The sequence below is a fragment of the Caballeronia hypogeia genome, assembly GCF_001544875.2.
GTDB classification, from domain to species: Bacteria; Pseudomonadota; Gammaproteobacteria; order Burkholderiales; family Burkholderiaceae; genus Caballeronia; species Caballeronia hypogeia.
In genome coordinates this window covers 227,996-242,944 of the sequence record NZ_FCOA02000002.1, presented here as the reverse complement: position 1 = coordinate 242,944, position 14,949 = coordinate 227,996, and the positions used below count along the sequence as shown (strand labels likewise).

The following is a 14,949-nucleotide window of genomic DNA, read 5'->3' as shown; positions in this document are numbered from 1 at the left end:
TAATGAATTTTGAATGCCGCTGCCGATGCCGGGAACGCGGATCAGTCGAACTGCAAATGCACCTTCATCGACTGATTGCGATCCAGCGCGACCTCGAAAGCGCGGTTCGCCTCGGCAAGCGGGAACGCATGCGTCATCAACGGGCGCAGATCGATACGCTGCGACGCGAGCTCGTCGGCGGCGGTTGCGTATTCGTCCGTGAAGCGGAACGAGCCCTGATAGCGCAGTTCCTTGGCCATGACGAGATTCGCCGCCACGGGCGACTGGCCCGCGGGCAGATTCCCGAGCTGGATCACCGTGCCGCCCGCGCGCACCGAGCGCAATGCGGTGTCGAGACCGGCCGGGCTGCCCGATGCCTCGATCACCACGTCGAAGGTGCCGCGTTCGCGCGACCACGCGTCGATGCGCGCCTGATCGTTGGCGAGCACGGTCTCATCCGCGCCGAGCGAGGCCGCCATCGCGAGCGCCTTGTCCGCGAGATCGATCGCGACGATGCGATGCGCGCCCGCGCGCCGGGCCGCCGCCAGCACGATGCAGCCAATCGGCCCGCATCCGACCAGAAGCATCGTCGCGCCGACGAGCGAACCCGCGAGCTTCAGGGCGTGCAACGCGACCGCGAGCGGTTCGGCCATCGAGGCCTGCGCGAAGTCGAGGCTGTCCGGCACCGGAACGCACTGCCGCGCCGCCGCCGTGATGTATTGGCGAAACATGCCCTGCATGTGGGGAAATGTCGAAGCGCTGCCCATGAAGCGCATGTTCAGGCAATGATTCGGCATGCCCTTCACGCAAAAACGGCACGCGCCGCAATTCAGACCCGGATTGACCGCGACGCGCTGACCAATCGCAAGGCCGCTTACACCTTCGCCCAGCGCGGCGATTTCGCCCGCGACTTCGTGACCGAGCACGAACGGTTCGCGCACGGCGAAGTCTCCGCTCTTGCCCTTGAAGTAATACGACAGATCCGATCCGCAGATGCCGCCTGCACGCACGCGGATCTGCACCTGGCCGGGAAGCGGCTCCGGCGTGTCGATCTCGTCGATGACGAGCTTCTTCGGTTCGTGGAGAACGGCTGCGAGCATGGTCGATGTCCTGGATTCAGCGGTTTGTATAAAGAGTTTTGAATTCAATCAACGGCGCGCGGCAAGCGCGGGTGCGACGGAGGCTTCGGTGGCTTCCTTGCCGTGCTGCGGCGCGGCCCAGTCATGCAGATCGCGCCCGAGCCGCGCGGGAGCGGTTTCCGGCAGCAGCAACAGCGAGATGGTCGAGACGATGCCGAGCACCGCCACGTAGGCGATGAGCCCGATGGAGCTGCCGCCCGTCGTCTGAATCAGCTTCACCGCGACGAGGCCGAGCACGCCGCTGCCGATGAGCGAGCCGACCTGCCAGATGAGCGCGATGCCGCTGCAGCGCACGCGCGCCGGAAACAGTTCGGGAAACAGCGAGGCCTGAGGCGCATAGCACAGGCTATGACCAATGCTGATCGCCAGAATCATGACCGTCTGGATCGCGAGACGGCTGCCGCTGTCGATAGCATGAAACAGCGGCACCACGAGCAGCACATGCAGCACCGCGCCCGTGATGAAGGTTACGCGCCGGCCGATGCGATCCGACAGCGCGCCCGCGAGCGGAATCGTGATCAGTTCGAGCACGACGGCGACGATGATGGTCTGCAGCAACAGCGCATCGGAGATACCGTGCGCGCGGCCGTAGGCGAGCACGATCATCGTGTACATCGCGAACGTGCACGCTTCGATCAGCTTCGCGCCGACGCCCTTCGCGATCGTCGCGCCGTGCTGCTTCACTACTTCCACGACGGGCCGCGACTCGACTGCCTTGGTTTGTCGAATCGCCGCAAACACCGGCGACTCCTCCGTGCGCAAGCGAATGTAGAGACCCACCACGACGAGCACGATGCTGCCGAGAAACGGCAGCCGCCAGCCCCAGTCCATCAGTTGCTCGTGCGTGAGCGCCGCCGTAAGAATGGCGAAGATGCCGGACGGAATCAGGAAGCCGGCGGGCGCGCCGAGTTGTACCAGACTTGCGAAGAAACCGCGTTCGCGCGGCGGCGCGTATTCCGCAGTGAGGAGCACGGCGCCCGCTTGTTCGCCGCCCACGCCGAAGCCTTGCAGCACGCGAATCAGCACCAGCGACGCGGGCGCCCAGATGCCGATCTGCGAATAGTCCGGCAACAGACCGATGACGAAGGTCCCAAGACCCACAATGAGAATCGTGACGATCAGCGCCTTCTTGCGCCCGACTTTGTCGCCAAAATGCCCGAACACGATGCCGCCGATCGGCCGCGCGACGAAGCCGACCGCATAGGTCGCGAACGCGGCGAGTGTGCCGATCAGCGGATCGTGGCTAGGAAAGAACTTCGCGCCGAACACGAGCACTGCCGCCGTGCCGTAGACGAAGAAATCGTAATACTCAGCCGCCGTGCCGATAGTCGATGCCGCGGCCACGCGGCGCAGCATCGCGCTGGTTTGCCTGTCTGCCATGTCTCTCTCCGGAATCTTGTGTTTTGAATGCGTAATGCCAATCGGTGCCGACCGGGATCACCAGTTCCAGAGCGTGCCGTCCTCGAGGCGCGCCACGGGCAGATAGGCCGGGTCGTACGGATACTTTGCGGCCAGCTTCTCGTCGATATCGACGCCATGCCCCGGCGCTTCGCCCGGATGCATCATGCCGCGGTCGAACGACCACGCATGCGGGAATACCTCGAGCGCTTCCTTCGGAAAGCCCATGTATTCCTGCACGCCGAAGTTCGGCACCCACAGATCGAAATGAAGCGCCGCGCCCATGCAGACCGGTGACAGATCCGAGGGACCATGGCAACCGGTGCGCACCTGATACAAAGCCGCGAAATCCGCGATGCGTTTCAGATGCGTGATGCCGCCCGCATGCGTGAGCGTCGCGCGGATGTAGTCGATCAACTGCTCTTCGATCAACTGCTTGCAGTCCCAGATGCTGTTGAACACTTCGCCCACGGCAATCGGCGTGACGGTGTGCTCGCGGATCAGACGAAATCCGGCCTGATTCTCGGCGGGCGTCGGATCCTCCATCCAGAACAGTCGATACGGCTCGACCGATTTGCCGAGGCGCGCGGCTTCGATGGGCGTAAGACGGTGATGCACGTCGTGAAGAAGATGCGTATCGAAGCCGAACTTCTCCCGCACGGCTTCGAAGAGCTTCGGCACGAAATCCAGATACTTTTCCGAAGACCAGCTCTGCTCCTCGACCGCACCCTTCGTGGCCGGCTCGTACATGCCGTTGCCCTTCGCGACGCCATAGACCGAGCGCATGTTCGGCACGCCGCATTGAATGCGGATCGCTTTATAGCCCTCTTCGATATGCTCGGCGTAGCGGTCGAGCGCCTCGGGAATATCGCGGCCGGTCGCATGTCCATAGACCATCACGCCTTCGCGCGAGGCACCGCCCAGCAGCTTGTACAGCGGCATGTTCGCGGCCTTGCCGAGGATGTCCCACAGCGCCATGTCGACCGCCGCTATCGCCGACATGGTCACCGGCCCGCGACGCCAGTACGCGCCCTTGTAGAGGAACTGCCAGGTGTCTTCGATGCGGCCGGCGTCGCGGCCAATCAGAAGCGGACACACGTGGTCCTTCAAATACGATGCGACGGCCAGTTCCCGGCCGTTGAGCGTCGCATCGCCGATACCGTGGATGCCCTCATCCGTCTCGATCTTCAGCGTGACGAAGTTGCGGCCGGGGCATGTCACGATCACGTCGGCGCGGATGATTTTCATAGGTATTTCCTTGAATGGGCATGCGATGTAGCGGATACTACCATACCAGTATGTCACATCGTCAATTACGGGTTTTCCCCATTCTGAATTCAAAATTCGATCGAAAATGAACGAGAAATCAATGCTCAACCGTTCGTCGACCGCTTCTTTCGACGCTCATTGCCTCTCGCCGCGCTGGCAGGAACCCGCGATTGGAATCGTGCATCTCGGGATCGGCAATTTTCATCGCGCGCATGAGGCGCTCTATACCGAGGAAGCCATGCTCGTGCAGACCGGCGACTGGGGTATTTGCGGCGTGACGCTGCAGGGCGACGTCAGCAAGCGCGACGCGTTGATGGCGCAGGGCGGGCTTTACAGCGTCGTCGAGCGCGGACCGGACGGCGTGCGCGTGACGGTCGTCCGATCGTTGCGTGAAGTGCTCGCGATGCCTTTCGATCGCGCGCGTCTGTTCGAACTCCTCGCCGACGAGCGCGTGCGCATCGTGTCGCTCACCGTCACCGAGAAAGGCTACTGCCGCGACCCGCAAACGGGCGATGCCGACTTCACGCATCCGGGAGTCGCGCACGATCTCGCGCATCCCGATGAGCCCGGTACGGTGCCAGGCATCCTGTGCGCCGGCCTGAAGGCGCGACGCGACGCGGGCCAGCCGCCCTTCACAGTGCTGTCCTGCGACAACCTCTCGCACAACGGCGACGCGTTGCGGCAGGCGGTGTGCTCCTTCGCGCGCAGGCTCGATCCGGCGCTTGCCGCGTGGATCGAAACGCACGTCGCCTTCCCGTCCACGATGGTCGACCGCATTGTTCCCGCGACCACCGATGCCGACCGTGAGGCCGCACAATCCGCTCTCGGCGTGCGCGATGAAGTGCCGGTGCCGTGCGAGCCGTTCCGTCAATGGGTCATCGAAGACCGCTTTCCAGCCGGACGTCCGGCTTGGGAAACGGCGGGCGCGCAACTAGTTGACGACGTCGCACCGTTCGAGATCGCGAAACTTCGCATGTTGAATGCCACGCACTCGACGCTTGCGTACCTCTCGATGCTCGCGGGATTCGAAACCATAAGCGACGCGATCGGCCACGCGGCCCTGCGCAAGCTCATTCACGCGATGATGGCGCGCGAGATCGCGCCGACGCTCGCGGTGCCGGCGTCATTCGACCTCGCGGCATACCGCGACGCGCTCCTGAATCGCTATGCGAATCCGGCGCTGAAACACCGTTGCGCGCAGATCGCGATGGACGGCAGCCAGAAGATGCCGCCGCGCATTTTGTCTACCATTACGGCGAGGCTCGACGCTGGCCAGCCGATCGAACGGCTCGCGCTCGCGGTCGCCGCGTGGTTCACGTTCCTGCGCGGCCGTGCCGACGACGGCACCCGCTACGCGATCAGCGACCCGCTCGCCGCGCGTCTCACACGGGCAGCGGAAAGCGCGGATACCCCGGAGCATCTCGTCGATGCGCTGCTCGCCGTGAGCGATGTGTTTCCGGCAGCGCTCGCGGGCAATCCGGCGCTTCGCGAAGCGCTCGTAGGCGCCGCAACGAAACTGGCGAGCGGCGCCCTCGCGGCGATCGAGGAATATGCGAACCTCGATTGAATTAAGTATTCCGCATGCAAGATGCCGATTTGTGCGTAAGCCTGCCGATCCGGCAGCTTCGCTTTAAGATAGCGGCTTCATCTTGACCCGGCTTCGAGCGCCAGGAGTGGCAGTGTTCTTTTTGAAACATGGACGAAGCATCGTTGCGTGCGTGATCGGCGCGTCCCTCTGCATCTCGGTATCCGCGCGCGCAGTGACGACGTCCGGCGGCCAAGCAGCGAGCGCTGTTGGCGCGACGAGCATCGCAGCGAGCAATGCAACGGCGTCAGACATCATGTCAGCCGATGCGCTTCCGCCTAACTTCGACGGCGACGACCCCGAGCACGTCCGCGACGCGCTCGCAGGTCATCCCGCACCGGGGCAGCCGCCTTCCATCTCGAACCGGGTACGGACATTTCTTTCGCATCCGTTCAGCAGAACGCGTCGAGGTCAAGCCGCATCGGCGACGTCCGGAGCGAGTCAGCCGCTCGCGAACGCACAGGCGGATCGCACGTTCACATTCGTGATCCCCGTTTCATACGGCGTGCGCTATCTGTCCAAGAAGAAAATGCTCACGGTGAACGTGTCGCTGTCGGCGCCTGAGAACCCCACCGCCATTCTGCTCAAGCAGACGGTCAAGGGGCAAAGCGGCCGCAAGCTGGTCGTCGCACCCGAAGCGAAGGAGAAGGGGTTCATCCAGACCTTCGACGTGATTCAGTTGAAACCCGATGGCGACATCAAGACGACCGTGCGTGGCAATACACTCCTGCCAAACTTCGGCCATGCGCACGGAAACGGCGATTTCGCGATCGTTCTCATCTGCACGCTCACGCCGCCCTACCTGAGCGACGACGTCGAACACAGCGCGCCCACCGATGAAGAACCCACCGATATCACGCGCAGGACATCCACGCTGAATGGCAGCGTGGATGCGGCGTGGCTCATCGATCGCAAGGAAGGCACGATCGTGACGAAGCGCCTGCGCCTCGTCAAATAGGCGTCCCGCTCAGTAGTCGGCTTCCACATCCAGAGGATACACGGGGCGCTTCAGGTTGCCGAAGTCGAAGAGGCCGTAGTCGGAACTCGTCACGCCGCGGCTGTCGCATTCGACGAGACCACCCGAGATCGGCACGAACACGGGGCGGCAATACATGCGCGATTTGAGAATGAGGAATCGCGCACTTCGTGGGTCGATGCCGACACTCTCGAACACACCCAGATCCCACGGCTCGTGCGTGCGCTCCGTCAGGAGAATGCGCGCAGCAGGCGTTTCGAGCACCGCCGCGCGACCCATGTACGCGCGCTGCCCCGTGTAGGTCGGGCCGCTGATGATGTATTCGCCATCCGTCAACGCGCGTACGACACCCGTCACTTCGAGCGGCGGCTTGCCGCACGATGCTACGCTCGCGAGCTTGTTGCCAATGCCCACCGTGATCCTCGAGCCCTCACCCGCCGCGAACAGTTTCGCCACCGCTTCCGGATCGCACAGCGGTCCGACGACGATGCCATCGAGTTCCTGACGCAATGCTTCCTCGAACGCGTCGGTCGTATCGCACGTTCCGCCCGACATGCAGTTGTCGCCGTGATCGAGCAGCAGGATCGGCTTGTTTGTCTCACGCGCAAGCGCGGCGCCCTCACTGACCGATTGCGCGAGCGGCGCGCTGCGATACACGAAACCATCGCGCTCGCTCCAGATCTGCCGCGCGATGCGGTGCGCGACTTGCTGCGCCTTTGTGCGCTCGCCATCGGCGACCACGACGACGCTGATGCACGGCGCCGCGATATCGGCAAGCGAAAAGCCCGATAGCACCGACACGGCCAGCACACCTTCCTCGTCTTCTGCTTCGCGCGCGGCATCCACGGCGCGCTTCATCGCGCCCTCGGCCGTCGCACTCCTGAGCGTGTGCGTCAGCAGTGGTGGCTGCGCCCACGCAATCACGGGCTTCGCCTTGCCATGAATCAGATCGAGCAGCAGCCGCGCCGCATGCTCGCCGCTTTCATACATGTCGACATGAGGATACGTCTTGAAGCTCGTGATGACATCCGCGTTGTCGATCATCTTCTGCGTGACGTTCGCGTGCAGATCGAGCGACACGGCGATCGGCGCATGAGGCAACGCACGGCGCACGCGCTCCAGCAGATCGCCCTCTCCATCGGGCGAGTTCTCCGCGACCATCGCGCCATGCAGATCGAGCATCACGGCATCGCAACCCGCGGCTGCATAGACGATCGACTGGCAGATCGCGTCATAAGCCGCCGCCGCCACACGCCCGCTCGGATTGGCCTGCGCCGAGACCGGCGTGACGATCTCCGCATCTGCGCGCTTCGCGGCATCGATGAATGCCGACATCGCCGTGCGCATGCCCGCGTTCTCGCGATAGGCGTCGTCGCCATAGGAGGGACCGTCGCGGCCGAAGGCTTCGAGCGGTGTCGGCACTGGCGAGAACGTATTGGTCTCGTGATTCATCCGCGCGATGAGAATCTTCATGCGCGCTCCCCAACGACCGCCGCGTTCGCCGCGCGCAGCATCGCCTGCAGCAGAACGTTGCAGCCTGCTTCGAGATGATCGGCGCGCGCATCCTCGATCTCGTTGTGACTGATGCCGTCCTTGCAAGGCACGAAGATCATCGCAGCCGGCGCCACGCGCGCAAGATAAACGGCGTCGTGTCCCGCACCGCTCACGACGTCCATCGACGTGAAGCCGAGCGCATCCGCACTCTCTCGAACCGACGCCACCAGCGACGACTCGAAAGGCTGCGGCGCGAAGTAGACGACTTCGTCCACCGTCACGGGCAACTCCGCCTGCGCGCAGATTTCGCGCAATGCGCGATCCATCGCGAGCAGCGTGGCATCGTCGGCGGCGCGCAAATCGACGGTCAGTTTCACGCGTCCCGGAATCACGTTGCGCGAGTTCGGATGCACGCTTACCCAGCCGACCGTGCCACGTCCATGAGGCGCGTGATCGAGCGCGATGCGATTGACCGTGCGAATCAGGTCCGCAGCGACCAGCAGCGCATCGCGGCGCAATTCCATCGGCGTCGGTCCGGCGTGCGCTTCCATGCCCTCGATCGTCACGTCGTACCAGCGTTGCCCGAGCGCGCCCTGCACCACGCCGATCACCTTGTCGTTCGCCTCCAGCACCGGCCCTTGCTCGATATGCGCCTCGAAGTACGCGCCCACGTCATGCGCCGCAACGCGTTCTCCCGCATAGCCGATCGATGCGAGCGCATCGCGCACCGACACGCCTTCGCGATCGACCTGCGCCAGCGCATGATCCAGCGTGAAGGCGCCGGCGAACACGCCCGAGCCCATCATCACAGGCACGAGGCGCGAGCCTTCCTCATTGGTCCAGACCGCGACTTCCAGCGGCGCTTGTGTGCGCACGTCGTTGTCGTTCAGCGTGCGCAACACTTCGAGTCCCGCCAGTACGCCGTAGTTGCCGTCGAACTTGCCGCCGGTGGGCTGCGTGTCGATGTGACTGCCCGTGACCACGGGCGGCAGATCATCTCGCACGCCCGCACGACGCGCGAAGATATTGCCGATCGCATCCACGCGCACCGTGCAGCCGATCTCCTTCGCCCAAGCGACGAAAAGATCGCGGCCCTGCCTGTCGAGATCCGTCAAGGCGAGACGACATACGCCGCCCTTCTCGGTCGCGCCGATTCGCGCGAGCTGCATGAGACTGTTCCAGAGACGCGCACCGTCGATGCGCAAGCCGGCATGCGCCGGCAGATCGTGAGCTTGCATTCGAAGTTCCTTCGCTGAGTGTTGCTGGTGCGACGTTCAGACCACGCCGACACCGAGATATCGATCCTTGATCGTTTCATCCGCGATGAAGTCGGCATTGCCGCCTTCATACACGATGCGTCCCTGCTCGATGATGTAATGCCGGTCCGCGAGTTGCGTGCACACTTCGAGATTCTGTTCGACGAGCAGAATCGTCACGCCCGCCTCGCGAATCAGCTTCAATTGCGCGACGATCTCTTCGACGATGACGGGCGCGAGTCCTTCCACCGGTTCATCGAGCATCAGCAGACGCGGATGGTTCATCAGCGCGCGACCGATCGCGAGCATCTGCTGCTCGCCACCGGATAACTGGCCGCCGCCGTTGGTTCTGCGCTCCTTCAGACGCGGAAAGATGCGATAGATATCGGCGAGCTGCCAGGGCGAATCCTTGCGCGCGCCGAGCCGCAAGTTCTCTTCGACCGACAGAAGCTTGAAGATGCCGCGGTGCTCCGGCACGAAGCACACGCCGCGCGCCGCGATCCTGTGCGGCGGCAGCCTCGCAAGCTCCACGTTCTTGAATTTCACGCTGCCTCGCTGCGGCGTCACGACGCCCGCGATGCTTTTGAGCGTCGTCGACTTGCCCGCGCCGTTACGGCCCAGCAACGTGACGGTCTCGCCTTCAGCGATCGTGAGCGACACGCCCTGAAGAATATGGCTCTTGCCGTAGTAGCCGTGAATGTTATCGACTGCGAGCATCATGCGCGGCCTCCGGTGATCATGTTGCCCAGATAGGCGCTGCGCACGCGCTCGTCGCCGCGAATCTCAGCGGGCTTGCCTTCCACCAGTACGCGCCCTTGCTGCATCACCGTGATCGTGTCGGAGATGTCCATCACGATATCCATGTTGTGCTCGATCAACACGACCGTGTAATCCTCGCGCAGGCTGCGTATCAGATGCTTCATGTCGTCGAGATCGTCGATGCCCATGCCCGAGGTCGGCTCATCGAGAAAAATCGCCTTGGGTCGCGCGGCGAGCGCCATGCCGACTTCGAGGCGCCGCTGCTGGCCATGCGACAACGCGCTTGCCTGCGTCGATTCGAAGCGTTGCAACGCAAGCCGTTCGAGAATGCCATCGACCGTATCGCGATGCTCGAGCGCCCCACGCGGCGGCGTCCAGGCGTTGAGCGCGCGCTTCGAATCGACGCCCTGCGCGGCAAGCCGCAGATTCTCGCGCACCGGCAAATTCGCGAAAAGACTTGTCACCTGAAACGACCGTGCAATACCTCGCTTCACGCGACGATGATCCGGTTCGTGCGTCACATCATGGCCGTCGAACACAATGTTGCCCGCGCTGATCGGCACGGTGCCCGTCAACACATGAAACAGCGTGGTCTTGCCCGCGCCGTTCGGTCCGATCACCGAATGCACCGTGTTACGCGCGATGCGCAGGTTCACATCCGTGAGCGCCGCGAACTTGCCGTAGCGTTTGCCGACGCCCTTCGCTTCCAGTATCGACGCGCTCATGCCGCCTCTCCCTCATTGCGCTTCACCGCGCGCCAGATACGTTCGCCCAGTCCCCACAAGCCACGCTGCATGAAGAGACTCACGGCGATCAGAACCAGACCGAGCAACAACAGCCAGCGCGGCCAGAGCGTCGACAGCCAGTCGGCGAAGAGCACATAGAAAGCAGCGCCCAGCACGGAGGAAAACAGATTGCCCGTTCCGCCGATGACCGTCATCACCAGAATCATCTCGCTCGTGTGATAGTCGATGTTCGAGAGCGGCGCGATGCCGGTCATCATCGCGTGCAGTGCGCCCGCGAGTCCCGTGACCGCGCCCGATACGACGAAGGCCGCCAGCTTGAAGCGCCGCACGTCGTAGCCCACCGCGGCGGCGCGCGCTTCGTTGTCGCGGATGGCGAGCAAGGTGCGCCCGAAGACCGAGTGAGACACGCGCAGCATCAGCCAGAACGCGATCAGAAACAGCACCGCGACGAAGCTGTAGTACTGCCATGGCGAGGCGATCGAAACCAGCGGCTGACCGAAGATCGACAACGTGGGACGTGGAATATCGAGCAGGCCGTTGTCGCCACCGGTGAGATCGGGTGTCGTGTATGCGAGGAAGTAGAACATCTGGCCGAATGCGAGCGTGAGCATGACGAAGTACGCGCCGCGCTGCCGAATGGAAAACCATCCGACGATGGCCGCCGCCACTGCGCCTACGACGATCGCACCTAGCAGCGCGGCCGGGACCTGAAGTCCGGACTTCGTGAGGATCAGTCCCGCGCTGTAGCTGCCGAGACCGAAGAAGATGCCCTGCCCGAACGACAACAGGCCCGCATGCCCGAGCAACAGATTGCAGCCCAGTGCCGCGAGCGCATAGACCAGTACTTCGGTTGCGAGCGATCCCGAACGCATCGTCATCGGCAACAGGCAGACGACGAACGCCGCGAGCAACAGGAACCGGTAGCGATGCAGGGAATGTCGGAGGGATCGTCTTGGCACGCTCACGTCCAGCGATTTCGAACTCGATTTGGAATTCACGCGGCCCTCCCGAGCAATCCGTTCGGACGCAGCAACAACACCGCGGCCATCGCCACGTAGATCATGAGACGCGCGCCTTCAGGCCACAGTGTGCTCATCACGCTCTGCACGATGCCGACCAGAAGCCCGCCGACCAGCGCGCCGAGAAAGTTGCCCATGCCGCCCACCACGACTACGACGAAGGCGACGCCCAGCGCTTCGATGCCCATGAACGGATCGACGCCGCGTATCGGCGCGGCCAGCACGCCCGCCAGCGCCGCCGTGCCCGCTCCCAGCGCGAACACGAGGCTGAAGATGCGCGTCACGTTGATGCCGAGGAGCGACACCATCTCGCTCGATTCGCTGCCCGCGCGCACCGCGCTGCCCAGGCGAGTGCCTTCGAGCACCCACCACAGAATGCCCGCGAGCACCGCCGTGAACGCGATCACGAAGAGCCGGTACTTCGGGTAGATGAAGCTGCCCCACATGACCACGCCGTTGAGGACGTCGGGCACGGCGACGTTATCGCCGAGCGGCCCCCAGGCGATGATCGCGCATTCCTGAATCACGAGCGCGAGCCCGACCGTCGCGAGAATGTGAAACTCGTGCTGTTGCGCGTAGACGTGCCGCAGCACGATCTTCTCGACGACCCAGGCCAGTGCACCGACGACGATGGGCACGACGACGAGCGCGGTCCAGAAATTCATCGACCACTGGATCGCCTGATAGCAAAAGTAGGCGCCCAGCAGATAGAACGCGCCGTGCGCGAAGTTCACGAAGCGCAGCAGCCCGAAGACGATCGACAAGCCGACCGCGAGCAGAAAGTACAGCATCCCCACGCCGATGCCGTTCACGACCTGCAACAGATAAACGTTCATGGCCTTGCTTCAGAAGAGTTGCGGCGCGAATGCAGTGCCTGACTGCATTCGCATGGGAACAGCGCGCGCTACGACATCACGCGAGCTTGCACTGCGTCTTGTCGAGCGGCAGGAACGACTGGCCGGAACTCACGATATCGGCGTAATCGTCCTTGTCTTTCATCTTGCTCTTTGCCTTGCCTTTGAGAAGATAGTAGTTCTTCAGCACTTGATGATCGCCCGCGCGAATTTCTTCGGGACCGGTCAGTCCCGCGTACTTCATGCCCTCGAGCGCCGTGATGACCTTTTTCGGATCGACGGTGCCGGCCTTCACGATGCCATCGAGAAGAATCTTGGTGCAGATGTAGGAACCCGCGAGACTGTAATTCGGATTCGCCTTGTACGCGTCGTTCACGCGCTTGACCAGATCGTGATTCAGCGGCGAATCGATCGCATGCCAGTACTGTGCGCCGAAATACACGCCTTCGCAGATATCCGGACCGAGCGCTTCGAATTGCTCGAGACCCGATGCCCATGCCATGAGAATCGTGCAATTGTTCTTCATGCCGAAGCTCACGGCCTGACGCAATGTGTCAGACGATTGCGAGCCGAAGTTGAGAATCAACAGAACATCGGGCTTCGCGGCGACAGCATTCGTCAGATAACCGCTGAATTCCTTTTCATTGAGCGAGTGATAGCTATTGCCCACATGCTCGATGCCCTTCTCCTTGAAGATGTTCTTCGCGGCGGACAAAAGGCCGTCGCCGAACACGTATTGTGGCGTGATGGTGTACCAGCGCTTTGCCTTGGGCATTGCCTGAATCAGAGGACGCACCGTCTGCTCGATCGCGCCGAAGGTCGGCACCGACCAGCGGAAGGTCGCGCTGTTGCAGTCTTTGCCGGTCAGTTCATCCGCCCCTGCGGTGGTGATGAAGATGCCGCCGGCCTTCTCGACTTCCTTGCCCATCGCAAGCGCTTCGGAGGAAAGGATGCCGCCGGCGAAGTAGCGCGCATTCTTTTGCTGCGCGATTTCCTGCACACGCCGCACCGCCGTTGCGGGTTTTCCCTCGGTATCGAGCGTGGTGTAGGCGAGCGGCTGGCCGAGCACCTTGCCGTACTGCTCTATGGCGAGCTTCATGCCGAGATCGGCGTATTTACCGTTGGCCGCGAACGGGCCGGACATCGGAACCGGGCAGGCAAACTGGATCGGCGAGCCTTGTGCAAAGGCGCTTCTTGTGACGAGCGCCTCGATTGATCCGGGAATGGCCGACAGCGCGGCCAGCTTCAACATGTTTCGGCGATTCAAAGTTGTCGCTCCTTGAGAAGAAGACCTGCGCGGCCGCCGCGCTTTTTTTCGTGGTACGTTCAGGCATCGGCTGGCTTCATCCTATTTATCATGATAAATAGAATGAACCCGATGCTAGGAACAATAAATTCAAGTGTCAATAAGGCAATATTCCGGTCTGCGCGAAAGCGCATGCGCGCGTACAAGACGGACACGAACCGCGAGCGAAACGAGAGGAACATCGACATGGTGATGGAACGTGCCAAACGCGGCGGCGCGGCAATCGAAATCGCGCAGCAGCCGATCAAGCAGCCCAAGCGCGCGGACCTGGTCGCCGAGGAGATCAAACGGCTGATCACGGAGAAGAACCTGAAGCCCGGCGACAAGCTACCGCGCGAAGTCGAGTTGCAGCAGCTCTTCTCGGTGAGCAAGAGCACGATCCGCGAGGCGCTCAAGTCGCTCGAAGTGCAAGGGCTAATCAAGGTGACAACCGGTCCTTCGGGTGGTGGCACGATTGTCGAAGTCCCGCTCGACCGCACCTTGCAGCTCTTGCAGAACTATCTGTTCTTCAAGGACGTGAGCATCGACGACATCTACACCGTGCGGCAACTGCTCGAGCCCGAGCTCGCGGCCGGCGCGGTGCCGCATCTCACCGAAGCGGACTTCGCCGCGCTCGAAGCGAATATCGCGTGCTGCGATGAACCGGCCTCGGCGCATGCGAATCGCGACATCGTCAGGCAGCGTCAGGAAGACGTGAACTTTCACGACATCCTCGCCGCCGCGAATCCGAATCCCTTCTTGCGCTTCAGCTGCGAGTTAATCAACGAGATGATCCGGCAGCTCATCGAGTTCCGGAACGACACGCCGCAGGCCGAGCACGAGCGCTTCGGACGCGCCAACGTGAAGATCCACAAGGCGATCACCGAAGCTGCGCGCGCGCGAGACTCCGCGAAGGTGCGCGAGCTGATGGTGATTCACATGACCGAGGCGCCGCGTTATGTGAAGCGCATGAAGGGCAAGCTGCGCGGACGGCTCATTCTCGACTCGGAGATTCGCAAGCGGCTCGCCGGACGCGGGAACAACTGAATCACGGGCGAGTCCGCTTCGAGGGCGCTCAGGCCTTAGCGACTACAATCGATCATCGAACGCGCGGAGCGCGCGTTCGTTACATCCATTTTCAACCCGTAAATCACGGAGTTTTCGACGCCATGCGAGGCGGCGCCGCACGC

The 14,949-nt window shown here is 62.9% G+C and carries 13 protein-coding genes; 3 read left to right on the top strand and 10 right to left on the bottom strand.

Annotated elements, in window-relative coordinates:
* Positions 1 to 41: 41 nt before the first annotated feature.
* The 3 genes from AWB79_RS04350 to manD are packed head-to-tail and all read right to left on the bottom strand — an operon-like array spanning position 42 to position 3,764.
* Entirely contained in the window at positions 42 to 1,079 is a 1,038-nt protein-coding gene (locus AWB79_RS04350) for an L-idonate 5-dehydrogenase (RefSeq protein ID WP_061166158.1), read from the bottom strand.
* 48 nt (positions 1,080 to 1,127) lie between these two features.
* On the bottom strand, positions 1,128 to 2,498 hold the full coding sequence (locus tag AWB79_RS04345) for an MFS transporter (protein ID WP_061166157.1): 1,371 nt from the start codon (positions 2,496 to 2,498) through the stop codon (positions 1,128 to 1,130).
* Positions 2,499 to 2,555: 57 nt separating this feature from the next.
* A complete protein-coding gene (gene manD / locus AWB79_RS04340; RefSeq protein ID WP_061166156.1) occupies positions 2,556 to 3,764 on the bottom strand; it encodes a D-mannonate dehydratase ManD in 1,209 nt (402 codons plus the stop codon).
* 106 nt (positions 3,765 to 3,870) lie between these two features.
* Between manD and AWB79_RS04335 the strand changes: the two genes are divergently transcribed.
* Entirely contained in the window at positions 3,871 to 5,352 is a 1,482-nt protein-coding gene (locus AWB79_RS04335; protein WP_061166155.1) for a mannitol dehydrogenase family protein, read from the top strand.
* Between the two features lie 274 nt (positions 5,353 to 5,626).
* The gene (locus tag AWB79_RS04330; RefSeq protein WP_232470816.1) at positions 5,627 to 6,328 is read left to right on the top strand and encodes a hypothetical protein; all 702 of its coding nucleotides are present in this window, start codon (positions 5,627 to 5,629) and stop codon (positions 6,326 to 6,328) included.
* Positions 6,329 to 6,337: 9 nt separating this feature from the next.
* Here AWB79_RS04330 and AWB79_RS04325 read toward each other — a convergent pair whose 3' ends face one another.
* The 7 genes from AWB79_RS04325 to AWB79_RS04295 form a co-directional block, all read right to left on the bottom strand.
* Positions 6,338 to 7,819: a M81 family metallopeptidase gene (locus AWB79_RS04325; protein ID WP_061166153.1), complete on the bottom strand. Its 1,482-nt coding sequence runs from the start codon at positions 7,817 to 7,819 to the stop codon at positions 6,338 to 6,340.
* Positions 7,816 to 9,078, bottom strand: a complete 1,263-nt coding sequence (locus AWB79_RS04320) for a Zn-dependent hydrolase (RefSeq protein WP_061166152.1) — start codon at positions 9,076 to 9,078, stop codon at positions 7,816 to 7,818. Before AWB79_RS04320 ends, AWB79_RS04325 begins: the two co-directional genes overlap by 4 nt.
* A gap of 36 nt (positions 9,079 to 9,114) precedes the next feature.
* Complete coding sequence (locus AWB79_RS04315; protein WP_061166151.1) at positions 9,115 to 9,816, bottom strand: ABC transporter ATP-binding protein; 702 nt, start codon at positions 9,814 to 9,816, stop codon at positions 9,115 to 9,117.
* Positions 9,813 to 10,580 (bottom strand): ABC transporter ATP-binding protein, encoded by a 768-nt coding sequence (locus tag AWB79_RS04310; protein WP_061166150.1) that lies wholly within the window; start codon positions 10,578 to 10,580, stop codon positions 9,813 to 9,815. Before AWB79_RS04310 ends, AWB79_RS04315 begins: the two co-directional genes overlap by 4 nt.
* Positions 10,577 to 11,599, bottom strand: coding sequence for a branched-chain amino acid ABC transporter permease (locus tag AWB79_RS04305; RefSeq protein ID WP_061166149.1), 1,023 nt, complete (start codon positions 11,597 to 11,599; stop codon positions 10,577 to 10,579). Before AWB79_RS04305 ends, AWB79_RS04310 begins: the two co-directional genes overlap by 4 nt.
* Positions 11,596 to 12,456 (bottom strand): branched-chain amino acid ABC transporter permease, encoded by an 861-nt coding sequence (locus AWB79_RS04300; protein WP_061166148.1) that lies wholly within the window; start codon positions 12,454 to 12,456, stop codon positions 11,596 to 11,598. The genes AWB79_RS04305 and AWB79_RS04300 overlap by 4 nt, the downstream gene beginning before the upstream one ends.
* 76 nt (positions 12,457 to 12,532) lie before the next feature.
* The gene (locus AWB79_RS04295) at positions 12,533 to 13,741 is read right to left on the bottom strand and encodes an ABC transporter substrate-binding protein (protein ID WP_061166147.1); all 1,209 of its coding nucleotides are present in this window, start codon (positions 13,739 to 13,741) and stop codon (positions 12,533 to 12,535) included.
* A 225-nt stretch (positions 13,742 to 13,966) separates the two neighbouring features.
* Here AWB79_RS04295 and AWB79_RS04290 point away from each other — a divergent pair, with 225 nt between their 5' ends.
* Positions 13,967 to 14,806, top strand: coding sequence for a FadR/GntR family transcriptional regulator (locus AWB79_RS04290; RefSeq protein ID WP_061166466.1), 840 nt, complete (start codon positions 13,967 to 13,969; stop codon positions 14,804 to 14,806).
* Positions 14,807 to 14,949: the final 143 nt, after the last annotated feature.

Coding starts and splice junctions, on each gene's coding strand:
- manD (WP_061166156.1), bottom strand. CDS start 3,764: ATGAAAATCATCCGCGCCGACGTGATCGTGACATGCCCCGGCCGCAAC.
- AWB79_RS04350 (WP_061166158.1), bottom strand. CDS start 1,079: ATGCTCGCAGCCGTTCTCCACGAACCGAAGAAGCTCGTCATCGACGAG.
- AWB79_RS04330 (WP_232470816.1), top strand. CDS start 5,627: ATGTCAGCCGATGCGCTTCCGCCTAACTTCGACGGCGACGACCCCGAG.
- AWB79_RS04325 (WP_061166153.1), bottom strand. CDS start 7,819: ATGAAGATTCTCATCGCGCGGATGAATCACGAGACCAATACGTTCTCG.
- AWB79_RS04310 (WP_061166150.1), bottom strand. CDS start 10,580: ATGAGCGCGTCGATACTGGAAGCGAAGGGCGTCGGCAAACGCTACGGC.
- AWB79_RS04315 (WP_061166151.1), bottom strand. CDS start 9,816: ATGATGCTCGCAGTCGATAACATTCACGGCTACTACGGCAAGAGCCAT.
- AWB79_RS04320 (WP_061166152.1), bottom strand. CDS start 9,078: ATGCAAGCTCACGATCTGCCGGCGCATGCCGGCTTGCGCATCGACGGT.
- AWB79_RS04290 (WP_061166466.1), top strand. CDS start 13,967: ATGGTGATGGAACGTGCCAAACGCGGCGGCGCGGCAATCGAAATCGCG.
- AWB79_RS04300 (WP_061166148.1), bottom strand. CDS start 12,456: ATGAACGTTTATCTGTTGCAGGTCGTGAACGGCATCGGCGTGGGGATG.
- AWB79_RS04345 (WP_061166157.1), bottom strand. CDS start 2,498: ATGGCAGACAGGCAAACCAGCGCGATGCTGCGCCGCGTGGCCGCGGCA.
- AWB79_RS04335 (WP_061166155.1), top strand. CDS start 3,871: ATGAACGAGAAATCAATGCTCAACCGTTCGTCGACCGCTTCTTTCGAC.